15 protein-coding genes and 1 riboswitch are annotated in these 15,169 nt (G+C 60.2%); of the genes, 6 read left to right on the top strand and 9 right to left on the bottom strand.

The genetic code is table 11. The features are described from left to right. Positions 1-3: 3 nt before the first annotated feature. From LCH65_RS07500 to LCH65_RS07490, 3 genes are all read right to left on the bottom strand, one after another. The gene (locus tag LCH65_RS07500; RefSeq protein WP_003365537.1) at positions 4-1,941 is read right to left on the bottom strand and encodes a DUF1302 domain-containing protein; all 1,938 of its coding nucleotides are present in this window, start codon (positions 1,939-1,941) and stop codon (positions 4-6) included. Between the two features lie 309 nt (positions 1,942-2,250). Continuing rightward, a complete protein-coding gene (locus LCH65_RS07495) occupies positions 2,251-3,933 on the bottom strand; it encodes a fatty acid--CoA ligase (protein WP_003433695.1) in 1,683 nt (560 codons plus the stop codon). 169 nt (positions 3,934-4,102) lie between these two features. Beyond that, positions 4,103-4,735, bottom strand: coding sequence for a LysE family transporter (locus LCH65_RS07490; protein ID WP_054080648.1), 633 nt, complete (start codon positions 4,733-4,735; stop codon positions 4,103-4,105). Between the two features lie 237 nt (positions 4,736-4,972). Here LCH65_RS07490 and LCH65_RS07485 point away from each other — a divergent pair, with 237 nt between their 5' ends. Both LCH65_RS07485 and LCH65_RS07480 read left to right on the top strand, forming a co-directional pair. After that, positions 4,973-5,971, top strand: coding sequence for a class I SAM-dependent methyltransferase (locus tag LCH65_RS07485; protein WP_054080647.1), 999 nt, complete (start codon positions 4,973-4,975; stop codon positions 5,969-5,971). A gap of 39 nt (positions 5,972-6,010) precedes the next feature. Then, positions 6,011-6,204: riboswitch (yybP-ykoY riboswitch) on the top strand. Between the two features lie 13 nt (positions 6,205-6,217). Continuing rightward, complete coding sequence (locus tag LCH65_RS07480) at positions 6,218-6,802, top strand: TMEM165/GDT1 family protein (RefSeq protein ID WP_003365548.1); 585 nt, start codon at positions 6,218-6,220, stop codon at positions 6,800-6,802. A 54-nt stretch (positions 6,803-6,856) separates the two neighbouring features. On the opposite strand, the gene LCH65_RS07475 is transcribed toward LCH65_RS07480, so the two are convergent. From LCH65_RS07475 to LCH65_RS07460, 4 genes are all read right to left on the bottom strand, one after another. Further along, positions 6,857-7,675, bottom strand: a complete 819-nt coding sequence (locus LCH65_RS07475) for a M48 family metallopeptidase (protein ID WP_003365550.1) — start codon at positions 7,673-7,675, stop codon at positions 6,857-6,859. Positions 7,676-7,858: 183 nt separating this feature from the next. Continuing rightward, a complete protein-coding gene (locus LCH65_RS07470) occupies positions 7,859-8,488 on the bottom strand; it encodes an SOS response-associated peptidase (RefSeq protein WP_003365552.1) in 630 nt (209 codons plus the stop codon). Positions 8,489-8,516: 28 nt separating this feature from the next. After that, positions 8,517-8,777: a DUF2007 domain-containing protein gene (locus LCH65_RS07465; protein ID WP_003365554.1), complete on the bottom strand. Its 261-nt coding sequence runs from the start codon at positions 8,775-8,777 to the stop codon at positions 8,517-8,519. Then, the gene (locus LCH65_RS07460) at positions 8,777-8,959 is read right to left on the bottom strand and encodes a CPXCG motif-containing cysteine-rich protein (protein WP_002552181.1); all 183 of its coding nucleotides are present in this window, start codon (positions 8,957-8,959) and stop codon (positions 8,777-8,779) included. Before LCH65_RS07460 ends, LCH65_RS07465 begins: the two co-directional genes overlap by 1 nt. A gap of 106 nt (positions 8,960-9,065) precedes the next feature. On the opposite strand from LCH65_RS07460, the gene LCH65_RS07455 reads away from it, so the two are divergent. Together LCH65_RS07455 and LCH65_RS07450 are read left to right on the top strand one after the other, a co-directional pair. Next, positions 9,066-10,229, top strand: coding sequence for a 1-acyl-sn-glycerol-3-phosphate acyltransferase (locus LCH65_RS07455; RefSeq protein ID WP_032609513.1), 1,164 nt, complete (start codon positions 9,066-9,068; stop codon positions 10,227-10,229). Positions 10,230-10,536: 307 nt separating this feature from the next. Then, entirely contained in the window at positions 10,537-10,743 is a 207-nt protein-coding gene (locus LCH65_RS07450; RefSeq protein ID WP_046719914.1) for a hypothetical protein, read from the top strand. Between the two features lie 77 nt (positions 10,744-10,820). Here LCH65_RS07450 and LCH65_RS07445 read toward each other — a convergent pair whose 3' ends face one another. Continuing rightward, positions 10,821-11,402 carry a YajG family lipoprotein gene (locus tag LCH65_RS07445; RefSeq protein ID WP_003365560.1) on the bottom strand — a complete coding sequence of 194 codons (582 nt, stop codon included), beginning with the start codon at positions 11,400-11,402 and terminating at the stop codon, positions 10,821-10,823. A 228-nt stretch (positions 11,403-11,630) separates the two neighbouring features. Here LCH65_RS07445 and LCH65_RS07440 point away from each other — a divergent pair, with 228 nt between their 5' ends. Both LCH65_RS07440 and mqo read left to right on the top strand, forming a co-directional pair. After that, positions 11,631-11,864 carry a hypothetical protein gene (locus LCH65_RS07440; protein ID WP_003365562.1) on the top strand — a complete coding sequence of 78 codons (234 nt, stop codon included), beginning with the start codon at positions 11,631-11,633 and terminating at the stop codon, positions 11,862-11,864. Between the two features lie 721 nt (positions 11,865-12,585). Next, positions 12,586-14,094: a malate dehydrogenase (quinone) gene (gene mqo, locus LCH65_RS07435; protein WP_046719915.1), complete on the top strand. Its 1,509-nt coding sequence runs from the start codon at positions 12,586-12,588 to the stop codon at positions 14,092-14,094. 88 nt (positions 14,095-14,182) lie between these two features. On the opposite strand, the gene LCH65_RS07430 is transcribed toward mqo, so the two are convergent. Further along, positions 14,183-15,079 (bottom strand): homocysteine S-methyltransferase family protein, encoded by an 897-nt coding sequence (locus LCH65_RS07430; protein ID WP_226439277.1) that lies wholly within the window; start codon positions 15,077-15,079, stop codon positions 14,183-14,185. Between the last annotated feature and the right edge of the window lie 90 nt (positions 15,080-15,169).

The raw sequence follows: 15,169 nt of genomic DNA, 5'->3' as shown, positions 1-15,169 counted from the left end.
TTCTTAGAAGTTCATGCCGAAGCTGAGCGCCACGAAGTCCCGGTCATCGACCGTGGTGTACTTGCCATCAAAGAAGTTGGTGTAGGAAAGGTTCGCGGTGTAGGTGTTCTGGTACTCGGCATCGAGCCCCAGGCTGACGGCCTTGCGCCCTTCTTCGAAGTTGCCGCCAGGGCCGGGTGAGTAGCCTTTGACGTCATGCGACCAGGCCACGCTCGGCTTGAGGTTGACCCCGGCAAACACGCTGTTGTAATCCCAGATGGCGCGGGCGCGGTAGCCCCAGGAGTTGGCAGTGGTAAAGCCGTCGTCTTCGCAATAGCGGGTCAGGTTGTTCTGCTCGGCACCGGTCAGCGTGCCGGCGTTCAGCGTTGCGCATTGACCGCCAGGCAGCGGCCCAGGGCCATACACCGGATCGCGTCCGTAACGGATTTTGGAGGTGCTTTCGAGCCCGCCCACGTGCGTCCAACCCACTTCACCGACCACCGTCAGACGCTCTGCGCCCATGACCTGATCGAAGAACTGGGTAAATGTGGTCTGCATCTGGGTGATTTCTTTGCGGCGATAACCGGCTTGATCCGTATTCGGCTGACCGCTGAGCAGCGACACGTTGGGGTTGAGCGGTGAAATGCCCGAATAGAGGATGTCGGTGGTGTTGACCTGAATCGGTGCGTTGGGGCGGTAGCTGATCTCACCGCTCCACGCCGTGCCGGTGGGCAGCGTGGTCGAGAAGCTCAGGCCGTACAGGCGAATGTCTTCGGGGTACTCAACGTAGTAACTGGAGTTGCCCGCCACCACCACCGGCAGCAGGCTGGGGGCCAGCGCGGCGGCCGTGCTGGCAGGAATGCCGTTGCGAACCAGCGAACCGACCAGCCCTTGCGGACTGAACGAAGCGGCCGAGCCGCCGCGCCCGCTGAAAATCGGTGCACGGCTGTGGTAATTCATCATGTACGCGCCGAACTCGGTATCCAGCGGTTCGAAGTTGTAACGCAAGGCGAAACCGAACTGGCCGCTGTCGCGCGCATCGCGGTCAGGGCCTCGACGCACCACCGCGCCCTCATCCGGGTTGCCGAACACCACGCCCTGCTGCGACAGCGAATTGAACACCGCACCGCGCGCGCCGGCTGGCAAACCGGCCGCCGTCAGCGAGCTGTTCAGGCCGCTGCGGCTGCGCAAGACCGCCAGGTTGTTGTTGCAGCCATCGGCAATCACATCGGGTTGCGAGAAGAAGGTGCCGCAGTTGTCGACGACCGTCTGATCCCATTCCAGCTGGTAGAAACCTTCGGCAGACAGGTTGTCGGTCAGGCTCTGGGACAGGTAGAACATGTTGACCGGAATCAGGCCTTCCTTGATTTCCGAACCGGGCCGCCGGAACGCCGAGACATCGATCGGGTTGACGCTGTTGATGCCGCCCTGAATGAAGGTACTTTCACCCCAACTGATGACCTGCTTGCCGAAGCGCACCGCGCCGGGCTGATCGGCAATCGAATAGTTGTGATAGACGAAGGCGTCGAGCAGCTGGAACCCGGACGACTTGGCGCCCTCCTTGCGGCCCGAGTCGCTGATGTCCTTGAACTCGCGGTTTTCATCCTTGAGTTCGAAGTCGTACCAGTATTTGCCGCGCAGGAAAACGCCGGTGTCGCCGTATTTCAATTCCAGATCATGAATGCCCTTGAAGATCTTCGAAAACGTCTCCCCACGCTTGAAGTTCAAGTGACCGTCATCGGACGTCTGCGACAGACCACGCCCACCGTTGTTGGCGCCGATCAGGTTCTTGTTGGGATTGGCCGTCGACCAGCTCGCGCCCACCGACAGCGAGGAGTCAAAACTGCCTTCGATCTCGCCAACGTTGAAGGTCACGGCAAAGGCCGGGCTGGCGAGCGATGAGGCAAGGCTGACAGCCAGAGGCAGCCTGGCCCGACGCCAGAAGGGGGATGTGCTTGTCATCGACGCTACTCCTTGTGTTTTATTGTTATGGCGGTGGGGAAATCCAGAAACGAATCAGTCATCGAATCAACACACACGCCAGGTCCGCTCTTGCCATTCCCGGTGCTGACTATAGCCAGCACACTCTGACGCTAGATCCCTCTAAAGTGTGATTTGCACGACCAACGCCTCTGGACCGCCCGTTTCCGGGAGGCCGCCAAAAAACATGTGGCGGGGAGGATGGCGTAATTTGCAAATTTGGCAAGTCACAGAGCAGGACCTGCAGCGCAGACACGTGCCGTCGCCGACGGATACGGCACGCCCGAGGTGTCAGAGGGTCGACAGAAAGGCACTGTTGCTGCTTTGCCACTCCACGATGTCCAGGCGCATGCGTTTCTTGTCCAGCTTGCCGACGCTGGTCTTGGGAATTTCGGTAACAAGCGCGATCTGGCTGGGAATGGCCCACTTATTGATATGACCTTGCTCGACAAACGGCTTGAGGTGTTCCTTCAAACCCTTGGCATCGAGCTGGTGGCCATCACGAATCACCAGCAAGGCAAACGGCCGCTCTCCCCATTGCGGATCGGCGATGCCGACCACCGCCACTTCGCGCACTGCCGGGTGGCGACTGCACAAGTCTTCGAGTTCCAGCGAGGAAACCCATTCGCCACCGGTCTTGATCACGTCCTTGATACGGTCGCGAATGTCGATGAAGCCCATGCCGTCCAGCGTCGCTACATCGCCGGTGTGCAACCAGCCGCCCGCCCACAACTCGGCGCCTTTTTCGGGCTCGCGAAAGTAGCTTCCGGTCAGCCAGGGCGCACGCAAAACCAGCTCGCCTTGGGTTTCGCCGTCGGCCGGGAGGAAGTTGCCCTGTTGATCGATGATGGCGGCCTCCACCAGCATCCCCGGCACGCCGGCCTTGATCCGGTAGGTGATGCGCTCGTCTTCACTGCCCGCTTTCAACTCCTCGTTGATGTGCGCTACGGATATGAGCGGTCCGGTTTCGGACATGCCGTACGCGGCAGTGAGCTGGATACCCTTGGATTTGGCGGCCTGATACAGGCTGCGGGTCAGGGAGCTGCCGCCAATGATGATCTTCCAGCCGCGGAAATCGACATCCTGGGCAGACTTGGCGTTCAGGAGCATTTGCAGGATGGTCGGCACGCAATGAGAGAAGGTGACTTTCTCCCTGCGCCAGAGCTCTACCAGCAACTCTGGATCGTAGCGGCCGGGGTACACCTGCTTCAGACCAAGCATGGTTGCGGCATAGGGAATGCCCCAGGCGTGCACGTGAAACATCGGCGTGATCGGCATGTAGACGTCATCGGTGCCGAGCAGCCGGGTGCTGTCGATACAGCCCATGATGGTCGCCACGCCCATGGTGTGCAGCACCAGTTGGCGGTGGGTGAAATACACCCCCTTGGGGTTGCCGGTGGTGCCGGTGGTGTAAAACGTGGTGGCGACCGAGTTTTCGTCGAAATCCTCGAACACGTATTCGGGGCTGGCCGCCGCCAGCAGGGTCTCGTACTCGCCCACGAGGTTGGGCAGCTCGGCGGTCTTGTCTGGCAAATCGGTCAGCAGCAGGGTCTTTTCGACCGTATTCAGATGTTCGGACATCGCCTGATACAGCCCGGTGAACTCGCTGTTCACCAGCACCAGACGGTCATCGGCGTGATTGATGGTGTAGGCGATCTGCTCGGGAGAAAGCCGCACATTGACGGTGTGGATGACCGCGCCAATCATTGGGATGGCGAACATGCACTCCAGGTAGCGGTGGCTGTCCCAGTCCATCACCGCCACGGTGTCGCCGGCTTTCACGCCCGCCGCGGTCAGTACGTTGGCCAGGCGGCAGATGCGTTCGTTGAGGGTGGCGTAGGTGTAGCGGACCGAATCACGGTAGATGATTTCGCGCGTCTTTTCATAACGACTGCCGGACAGCAGCAGGCGCTTGATCAACAGAGGGCACTGATAAGCGCCATCGGCGGGCGGAAGAACGCGAGTCTGTAACATATGAAGCCCTTTTCAAAGTCCACAGGCGTGGCTGGAAATATGGACTCTAGGGCCTCGGGCTGCCAGTGAAATCAGTAAAAGGGATGATTTGGCGAGACGCCCCGTGCTGTCTGCAAGGGGCGTCCGGGTTGCTGCATATGCTCGGTGTTAGGCGTCCTGAATTCAGGTTTCAGCGGACCTCGGTCAGCGCCAGCTTGATGCCCAGCGCGATCAGCACGCCGCCCATGGCCCGATCGAACCAGTGCCCCATGCGCGCGAATCCTGCGCGTACTCGGGCCTGGCTGAACAGTCGCGCCACCAGACAGAACCACGCCGCCGTCGCCACCGCGAGATACACGCCGTAACCGCCCTGCACCAGCAATGGCGTATGCGGATTGATCACCACGGTGAACAGCGAGAGGAAGAACAGCGTCGCCTTGGGGTTCAGGCCATTGGTGACGAAACCGCTGATGTAGGCACCGCGCGCCGTGCGCTCGCCGGGAGTGGCCTTGATGGCGGCATCGCCCGTCGCAGAGGCCGGTTTGGCGCGCAACGCCTTGATGCCGATGTACAGCAGATAGGCAGCGGCTGCCCATTTCAGCGCGTTGAACAGCACGATGGACTGGGAAACGATAATCCCGATCCCCAGCAGCGAATAGCCCACATGCAGAAAGATCGCCGAGCCGACGCCCAACGCCGCCCAGGTCCCGGCCTTGCGCCCATGAGTCACGCTTTCACGCACCACCACCGCGAAATCCGGGCCGGGACTGGCAACCGCCAGCAAGTGAATCAGCGCAACGGTAAGAAACTCTGCCCAGTACATGTGGGACCTCCTGGAGGATTGACGTCTGACCCGGCAGATTACGCTGTCTGGTGTGTCCGCAACAGGTGCCCGCATTGATGCGACGCAGGGCTTGCTCTAACTATCGTGCGACGCTGGAGCCTGGGGAACGATCATCGCAACTATCGTGCGACGCTCTGCGTCGCATGCCGTTCTGGACGCTCCGCATCCTGCTGGCCCATATCCTGTTAGACTGCGCGCTTTTTCAGGAGCCATTCCATGGACCCGCGCAGCGAAGTGTTACTCCGTCAGGCCGAGCTGTTTCAGGGCTCGCTGTTGTTGGTCGGGCTGCCCGCCGATGACCTGCTCGGAAAACTGCCGGATGCCCGTGGATGGTGCTGGCACGCCGGTGATCAGGCGGCGCTGGACGCACGTTTTGAAGGGCGCGTGGATTTCGGCGTCGAAGCGCCACAGACTGCTTTTGAAGCCGCCGTGCTGTTCCTGCCCAAGGCACGTGACCTGACCGACTACCTGCTCAATGCGCTGGCCTCGCGACTGGCCGGGCGCGAGCTGTTTCTGGTCGGCGAGAAACGTGGCGGTATCGAAGCGGCTGCCAAGCAACTGAGCCCGTTCGGTCGCGCACGCAAGCTGGACAGCGCCCGCCACTGCCAGCTGTGGCAGGTGACGGTCGAGCACGCACCGCAAGCCGTCAGCCTGGAAAGCCTCGCCAAGCCCTACCAGATCGAATTGCAGGACGGCCCGCTTACCGTCGTCAGCCTGCCCGGCGTGTTCAGCCATGGCCGCCTCGACCGTGGTTCAGCCCTGTTGCTGGAAAACATCGACAAGCTGCCCAGCGGCAACCTGCTCGACTTCGGTTGTGGCGCCGGAGTGCTGGGGGCGGCGATCAAGCGTCGTTACCCGCACAACGAAGTCATCATGCTCGATGTCGATGCCTTCGCCACCGCCAGCTCGCGCCTGACCCTGGCCGCCAATGGCCTGCAAGCCCAAGTGCTGACCGGTGACGGCATCGACGCAGCACCGATGGGGTTGAACACGATTCTGAGCAACCCGCCGTTCCATGTCGGCGTTCATACCGATTACATGGCAACGGAAAACCTGCTGAGAAAAGCCCGCCAACATCTTAAATCAGGCGGCGAACTGCGCTTGGTGGCGAATAATTTCCTGCGTTATCAGCCGTTGATCGAAGAGCACGTCGGGCAGTGCGAAGTCAGGGCGCAAGGCAACGGTTTCAAAATCTACAGCGCCAAACGCCCCTGAAATAAGCACTTGCCGAAACGTTTTCGCGGAGGCAGAATCCGCTCCGTCCTAGGGGAGTAGTCTCCCACGAGCGCCATGCTCGTCCGGCACGTATCAACATACTTGGTCCTCAGACCATGGTACGTGCGACCCGGAATCCGCTCAGACGGATCGGTGGTTTGACAAGACCTATGACACGAACACCTTACCCGGGGCGGGGAGGTCGTACGTGTCATAGCCGTGTCGGCCCGCCCCTTAGGAAACCTGATGCTGGAATCATTCTTAATCCCTACCGCAGTGGTCGCACTCGCCGAAATCGGTGACAAGACGCAGTTGCTCGCGCTCATTCTCGCTGCGCGCTTTCGCAAGCCCTGGCCGATCATCGCAGGCATCGTTGCCGCAACGCTGGCCAACCATGCAGCAGCCGGCGCTGTAGGTGCGTGGTTCAGCAGTTATCTGTCAGACGCAGTGCTGCACTGGATACTCGCCGCCAGCTTTACCGCCACGGCGCTGTGGACACTGGTTCCGGACAAGATGGACGATGACGAAGCCAGCACGGCACGCAAGTTCGGCCCGTTCATGACCACGCTGATTACGTTCTTCATCGCTGAAATCGGTGACAAGACGCAGATCGCCACGGTGATGCTGGCGGCGCAGTATTCCTATCTGTGGCTGGTCATTCTGGGCACCACGGTGGGCATGCTGCTGGCCAACGTGCCGGTGGTACTGGCGGGCAATTTCGCCGCCGAGAAACTGCCACTGACCCTGATCCGCCGACTGGCTGCCTGCGCGTTCTTCGTGCTGGCGCTGGTGGCGGTTTACAAGGCAATGCAAGTCAGCGGCTGGGTGTAATGCTGGCCCGTAGCGTTGCAAAGACACTCGCAACGCTACGGACGACTCGTTCACTCAGGATTTGGGGGCAGCCTGATACAGCGGCATGACTTTCGGAATCGCAGCCTGCAACGAAGCGATGCGACTTTCCGAGGCCGGGTGAGTGCTCATGAACTCAGGCTGCGAACCACCGGAGTTCTGGGTCATCTTCTGCCACAGGGTGATCGCCGCATTCGGGTTGTAACCGGCACGTGCGGCCAGCTCCAGACCGAGCAGATCGGCTTCGTTCTCGTTACTGCGGCTGTTGGGCAGTGTCAGGCTGTAGTTGACCACGGTATCTGCCAACGCCAGGCTGTCCTGTCCCAATCCCAGCAAGGCACCTGCGCCCTGCTTGGCCATTGAAACGCCGTATGCCTTGGACATCGCTTCACGCCCATGCTCGCGCAGGGCATGGGCGATCTCGTGGCCCATGACCGCAGCGATTTCATCGTCGGTCAGCTTGAGGGTATCAATCAGACCGGTGTAAACGAAAATCTTGCCGCCAGGACCACAATTGGCGTTCAGCTCGTCGCTCTTGATCAGGTTGACTTCCCACTGCCACTGCGCCGAATCAGGCCGCAATTTGGGCGCCTGGGCAATCAGTCTATTGGCGATTGCATGAACCCGCTTGGCATTGGCGCTGGTGGTGTCCAGCACACCTTTGCTGGTCGCCTCGCCAACGGTCTGCTGGTAGGACTGGGCGTACATTTTGTTGACTTCATCCGTGGAGAGCATGCTGAACATGTACTGTTTGCGCTCCACACCGACCGAGTCGCCACTCGTGGTATTGACTGCCTGACACCCGCCGAGCAGCAACGCAGCGCTCAAGGCACAGAAGGCAAATGAAGGACGCATGGTGTATCTCCTTGTGTGTAAAACGGTCAGTCCCGGGGCAGACCTCTGCGCCAGATACCGGCCAACTGGCATCTTGGTCTTTGACAGGGGTGGATGGTTCCCGCAGGTGTGTCCAGTTTGTATCAGATGTACTTCAACGCGGATATCGGATTTGTCCGATTCGGTGTTTTTTGCCGTCCCCGCCTAGCTTAATGGCGTGAGGCACTCGGGCGCATTCAGCTTGGGATCGTTGACCAGATTGGCCAAAGGCCGTTCGCGCAGCGCCGTCTGCGGGGCAGCCAGCAACGCTTGCAACGTCGGCAGCGGCGTGTCGGCGGCCAGCCAGTCTTTCTGGCCCTTGGCATCCAGAATCAATGGCCGACGCTGGGTCGCAGCCGCCTGGGTGACCACCGCGACGCTCAGGTACGTATGCCCCTGCACCGGATAGGCTTCCCAGATCGCGGCGAAAAACAGCGCGGCGCCCTCCCCCGGCGTCAGCCAGAACGGACGCTTGCGCACCGTGCCGCGCCACTCGTAAAAGCCGTTGGCGGGGAGCAGACAGCGGCGATGGGTGAAGGCATCGCGAAACATCGGCTGCTCGGCCACGGTTTCGGCGCGGGCATGGGCGGGCGTTTTCGACAGGTCGGTGAGCCAGGCCGGCGTCAGGCCCCAGCGCGCGCGCACCAGCTCGATACCGTCAGCGTTTTCGGCGGCGCGCATGATCAACACCCAGTCGGCTGGCGAAATATTCCATTGCGCCTGCTGATCGGCAGGAAAACCGGGCAAGGCGGCAAAGGCAGGGGTCCAGCGAAACAGGGCGTAGCGTCCACACATGGGGGCTAATCAGACTCTTTTAAGGTGCTCAGCACACCAGTACATCGGGGAAGTCGTCCGGCTCATCGCCAGACAGAGGCGAGGCACTATTGTACGCAGTGATCAACGCTCGTGCGCGAGCGACCTGCGCATCTTCGACCTTGAGTGCCAGCAGCCCCAGCCCCGGCAGCTCGCCCATCGCCCCGAGCAGATCGCGACCGGCCAGATGCGCCTTGATGCCTTCACTGGCGAGCATTGCCAGCAGCAACTCGGCCTCCATCAGGTTCTCGGGCTCGTAGATCTTCTGCATCACTCGTTCTCGCTGCGAACGTCCAGATTCCAGTCTTCGCCGTCGGTCTGCAGGTCGAAAATGATCGGGCGGCAACAGACCGGACAGTCTTCAATGTACTGTTGATCGCCACCGGAAAGGTCCAGTACGGCTTCGACAGGTTCGCCGCAATAAGGGCAGTCGTAACTCTGTAATTCCTGCATCACGGTCTCCGGGATCAGTTATGCGTATAATTGACCCATTCTTCAGAAGGCAGTTTTAACAAATCCGTCTTCTTTTTACCCTATTCGATTCAAACAAGAGAGCATGATGGGCGAATTTGATGCCATCCGACCTTACAACGATGCAGAAGTCCCCGCCGTCTTGGCACGTCTGCTGAGCGACAAAGCCTTTCTCGCCATTCTGACCCGATTCCGCTTTCCCCGCCTCGCGGGCGCATTCGGCTGGCTGCTGCAGCCTACCCTGGCGCGCAAGCTGCGCCGCGAGTTTGCCGGTATCGACTCGGTCGCCACGCTGCAGGACAAGGTCGAATATTACGTCGACCACACGATCGAACGCGCCACGGACGGGGTCACCTACACCGGCGTCGAACAGCTGAAGTCCGGTTGCGCCTACCTGTTTTTGGCCAACCATCGCGATATCGTCATGGACCCGGCGTTCGTCAACTACGCCGTGTACCACGCAGGCCTGCCCACTCCGCGCATAGCGATTGGCGACAACCTGCTGCAAAAGCCATTCGTCAGCGACCTGATGCGCCTGAACAAGAGCTTCATCGTGCATCGCTCGATCATCGGGCGACGCGAGAAAATGGCGGCTTATCAATTGCTGTCGGCGTACATCAATCACTCGATCACCAAGGACTGCCAGTCGATCTGGATCGCTCAGGCCGAGGGCCGCGCCAAGGACGGTGACGACCGTACCGAGTCGGCGATCCTCAAGATGTTCCACATGAGCCGCAAGGATGAGCCGTTTGGCGACGTGATCCGTTCGCTGAACCTGATCCCGGTGTCGATCAGCTACGAATATGATCCGTGCGACAGCGCCAAGGCCCGCGAGCTGTACATTCGTGCGACAACCGGCGTCTACACCAAGACGCCGGGCGAAGACGACGTGAGCATTGCCCTCGGCATCACCGGCTATAAAGGCCGTGTCCACGTGAACTTCGCACCGCCGATCACCGAGTATTTCGAGGACACCAAGCAACTGGCCATCGAGATGGACCGGCAGATTCTCGGCGGCTATCGGCTGTTCCCGGTGCATTACCTGGCTTACGCGCAGTGGAGCGATGCCGATCCGGCGCTGGAAGTGCCGAAGGCTGACGCACTGTTCCCGGCCGATGAACTCGAACGCGCCAGGGAGGAGTGGGAAAGTCGCCTGGCTGGCACGCCGATCGAGCACCGCCCTTACATGATTCAGCAATACGCGACACCGGTGCGCAACCAATACCGCGTCAAGGCAGGGCTGGCGCTTTAAGAGTCGGAACGTCTATCGCGCCCATGCTCCGCGTGGGTACGCCGTTCTGGATGCTCTGCGTCCGGTCTTGAGCGCTTCAGCGCGCCGTGACGCAGAGCGTCACCCAAGGCACTCCCATGCTGGAGCGTGAGGAGCGTGAGGAGCGATAGGTATGCGGGAGAGCACGTGTCATGCCCATGCTCCGCGTGGTCATGCGCCCCCGAAATATTCTGCATGACAATTCTCTGCCGCTGTCACCCCAGCGTCATACTTCGCCTGCATTGTGTGGCTCCTCGAGAAACGGACTTCCCTCTCTTTGGAGCTTGTCATGCTGCATGCAAAAAATCAGGATCGCCTTTATCTCATTGCCCCAAGCGATGAGCAGCAGGAGTTGATCGATGGCCTGGCCTTCAATGTTCAGGACCGCCACTGGTTGGTCTACTGCGCACTGGGCGGGCATGTTCATTATGATCTGCCGGATCTGGATCAGGACACGGGGTTGAGTTTTCTGGACTTTTACCAGCAGGCAGCCTGATACCAAACCCGGAACAGCAAAAAGCCCGGCCCCCCTCAACAGGGGCCGGGCTTTTTTTTATCGCGATGGTTAGAGGCTTACTGCGACAGGGTCGAACCGATGGTCGGGTCCTGGAACACGCGGGTCAGTGCGTCGCTCAGCACGTCGCTCACCAGCTTGGTGTTGGTTTCCTGATTCGGCGCCATACCGAAACGCTGATCCAGCGATGCGGCGTAACGACCACTGTAGGTGCGACCGTTATTGCGCACGTCAGCGCGGAACGTCGAGCTGATGGTGGCTTCAGTCACATACAGACCTTCCTTGGGCGACTGGTACTTCAAGTCAGCGAGGGTCACGGTCAACTGCGGAGCGCTGCCGCCCTGGGTCGGCGTAAAGCCCAACAGGCGCACGGCGGCTTCAGCCTGGGCCTGGAGCTTGGGAACGATATCGGCACCGTTGACGCTGATCGAACTGGTTTCCGGGTACATGCCGCCGCGCGTGCCCAGTGTCGGGCCAGGACGGCCGTCGACGACACGCACCACCACAGGCTGCCCGCGCCCTACCGGCGCCAGCTGCGCGTTGAGCTTGGGCGTGGGGCTGAGTTGTTGTGGGCTGTGGGCGCAACCCACCAGGGTCAAACTGCTTACAGCAAGCAAACCGAACAAAATGCGACGCAGCATGCTCATTTCTCCATGGGCCAGACACTGAATGTGCCGCAGTATAGCGGCCTGTAACAGCCGCTAACCAGAGGCCACTGACCGTTAAGCCTCGGACATTCGACACGCATCGGGGTTCACGCAGCAACGCAGGGCGAGATTCATCCGGCACGGTGTAATCATGGCGTCACATCCACGCGGCAGACTCGCCTCCATCGCACAGACGCTCATTCACGTCACAGGAGCTGCGCCATGAATCTGTTCCGGTCTCTGTTCACCGCACGCCCCCAGCATCGCCACTACGCGCGTATCGATCAGGCAGGCATCTGCCGTGCATTCAAACACTGCGCGCAACGTCCGACCGGCGTGGAATGGGTTGAAGTGACCGAGCAACGGATCAGCTGGCTGAATCGACCACTGCCCGCCAGCGCACGCGTGACGCAGCGTAGCGAACGCTCAACGCGCGGCCAGTTGCTCACCGCCTGACCGGAGAGCGAATAAAAGTCATTTAAAGCGATCAATTCCTGCCATTTCATCGCTATAATCTCCCCCCGATTATAAGGACGTCTCCTGATCGGGCCTCGCAGCACTGCTAATCGCCGTATTAGCGCCTTCGTAATGCCCACAGAGAGCCGCCCACACAGGTCATTTGCGCACGAGTGTGCTCGATGAAAGGTGAAGAAAGCTCGAATCGAATCGAACCTTTCCCGCCCGTCAGCGCCTCACTCTTTATGCTCCTGACCTGCCAGCGCTGTCATCGCAGCCATTTCGAGGTTTGGTTCGCGTTCCCAAAAGGACGTGAAAAACGGGTTTCACTACTTCACAAGAGTGTGGCGAGCAAATGAATAGGTACGCGTTTGTAAATGCACCATCAGCGTCTGAACCGACTCTCTTGAACAGGACTGACCGCGACTGCGCCTCCATGACCGGAGCCTGACGCCATCGGCAGGAGCCAATTGCACAAGGGGCTCCCTGACGATGGTCGAATGGCCTCGCAGGCCTGGAAATGCGTTCATGAAGCATTGATGAACCATGACCGGACCTGACCGGGACCTGCGCTTTGGATGCGAAAAATTGCGAAGAATCGGTCAGGCGATCCTGGCAAGGCGCACGAGGGTAGACATTTGATCCAGCCCACGAACACCTGGCAACCAGCCTCAGGATCGTATGCCGTCAATTTGGTGCTGCAGATTTTGGAGACGCGTTAATGGCGCATAAAGAAGCAGTCGATGTAGTACTGGTCGGAGCGGGCATCATGAGTGCCACTCTGGCGGTATTGCTTAAAGAGCTCGACCCCGGCATCACGCTGGAAGTCGTTGAGCTGATGGATTCCGGTGCTGCAGAGAGTTCCAACCCGTGGAACAACGCCGGCACCGGCCACGCAGGTCTGTGCGAGCTGAACTACACGCCGCCTGCGGCTGATGGCTCCATCGACATCAAGAAAGCGGTGCACATCAACACCCAGTTCGAAGTCTCGAAACAGTTCTGGGCCTATCTGGCACGCAAGGGCACCTTTGGTTCAGCCAGATCGTTCATCAACCCGGTCCCGCACCTGAGCTTCGTGCAGGGCGAAAAAGGCATCTCGTTCCTCAAGACCCGTTTTGAAGCCATGAGCAAGCATCACGCCTTCTCGTCGATGGAATACACCGAAGACAAGGCAAAGCTGGCCGAATGGATGCCATTGATGATGCCAGGGCGGCCTGCGGACGAAAAAATTGCCGCAACACGCATGATGAACGGCACTGACGTCAACTTTGGCGCGCTGACCAATCAACTGCTCGGCCATCTGACCAGTGCTCCAGGCACACAGATCAAGTACCGCAGCCGGGTGACCGACCTGACCCGCAACGGCGCTGGCTGGACCGTCAGCGTCAAGGACGTGAATGGCGGCGGCACGCGTGAGATAGATGCCAAATTCGTGTTCCTCGGTGCCGGTGGCGCAGCGTTGCCGCTGTTGCAGTTGTCGGGCATCGAAGAAAGCAAGGGCTTTGGCGGCTTTCCGGTCAGCGGTCAGTGGCTGCGTTGCGACAACCCGGAAGTGGTCAAGCATCACCAGGCCAAGGTCTACAGCCAGGCCGCCGTGGGTTCGCCGCCAATGTCCGTGCCGCACCTGGACACCCGCGTGGTCGATGGCAAGAAATCCCTGCTGTTCGGACCGTATGCCGGCTTCACCACCAAGTTCCTGAAACACGGCTCGTTCCTCGACCTGCCGCTCTCGGTCCGCGTGGCCAACATCAAACCGATGCTGGCGGTGGCGCGCGACAACATGGACCTGACCAAATACCTGGTCAGCGAAGTGATGCAATCAATGGAGCAACGCCTGGAATCGCTGCGCCGCTTCTATCCGGAAGCGAAAGCCGAAGACTGGCGTCTCGAAATCGCCGGTCAGCGCGTGCAGATCATCAAGAAAGACGCGAAAAAAGGCGGCGTGCTGCAATTCGGCACCGAGCTGGTCTCCGCAAAAGACGGCTCATTGGCCGCCCTGCTCGGTGCGTCACCGGGTGCATCGGTGACCGTGTCGATCATGCTTGAGCTGCTCGAACGCTGCTTCCCGGAGAAAACCCGCACGGAATGGGCGACCAAGCTCGAAGAGATTTTCCCGGCCAGGGAAAAGATCCTCGAAACCGATGCGCCGCTCTACGAGCGCATCAGCGCGCAGAACGACGAGGCGCTGGAACTGGTCGAGAAAAGCAGCCAGGAACACAGCTTCGCCTGACCCTACCGCTGCTGCTGTGCTGTAACAAAAAGCCCCGTGAGCCTTTACCAGCCACGGGGCTTTTTATTGGGTTTATTGCAGGTGCCGGTCAGAGGCTTCCGGACAGTACGGCAATGTGCTCCGGGCCAATTCCGCAGCAGCCGCCAATGTGCGTGGCGCCGCGCTTGACCCAGTCTGCCGCCCACTGCTGATAGCCCTGCGGGTCAAGGTCTTCACGCAGCTCATCCAGACCGTCGTTGGCCGTGGCGTCCTTGGGTTGCGGCGGGAAGGCGTTGGCATACGCACCAATGGCTATGTCGACGTTCAACGACTTGAACACCTCACGCGCCGCGTCGATTGCGCCGCCGATCACCTCTGGCTGGCTGCAGTTGAACAGCAGCGTGGCGACCCCCATTGCTGCGGCGGCCCTGGCGGCATCGGCGACCGGCTCGCCTGAGCGCAGACGCGGAGTTTCGTCAGCGTCCTCATCCTGCAGGGTAAACGACAGCCAGAACGGTTTGCCGTCATTGGGCAGCCCGGCGCGGATGGTCTGCGCTTCGAGAATGCAGCTCTGGGTTTCGGCCAGCCACAGGTCGACATACGGCGACAGCCCGGCAACCAGTGGTTTCAGCACATCGGCAGCCTGCTCCGGCTGATACAGGTCAGGGCGATAGGAGCCGAACAGCGGCGGAATGGAGCCCGCCACACGGGCGCGTCCGCCAGAGGCATCGGCCGACTCACGCGCCAGTTGCCCGGCCAGCGCAGCCAGTGCCTGACCTTCGCGGGCAAAACGTTCTTCGCCAATATGAAACGGCACGACGGCGTAGCTGTTACTGGTGATGACCTGAGCACCACTTTCGATATAAGCGGCGTGTACCGCACTCACCGCTTCGGGTGCTTCACTCAATGCCAGAGCCGACCACTCCGGCTGGCGAAACGGGGCTCCGCGACGCTGCAGTTCACGGCCCATGCCGCCATCGAGAATTACAGTTGTGCCTTGAGTCATATGTGATCTGCTTATATGTATATGAAAAAAACTCATTATGAGTCAGTCTTGTATAACGTATTTAATACGGCCCTTTCATCAAACTACAAA

Origin of the sequence: Pseudomonas sp. MWU16-30316 (genome assembly GCF_020515645.1) — a bacterium.
Taxonomy (GTDB): Bacteria; Pseudomonadota; Gammaproteobacteria; order Pseudomonadales; family Pseudomonadaceae; genus Aquipseudomonas; species Aquipseudomonas cerasi.
The sequence above is the reverse complement of the archived record's forward strand: the minus strand, read 5'-3'. Positions and strand labels throughout refer to the sequence as shown.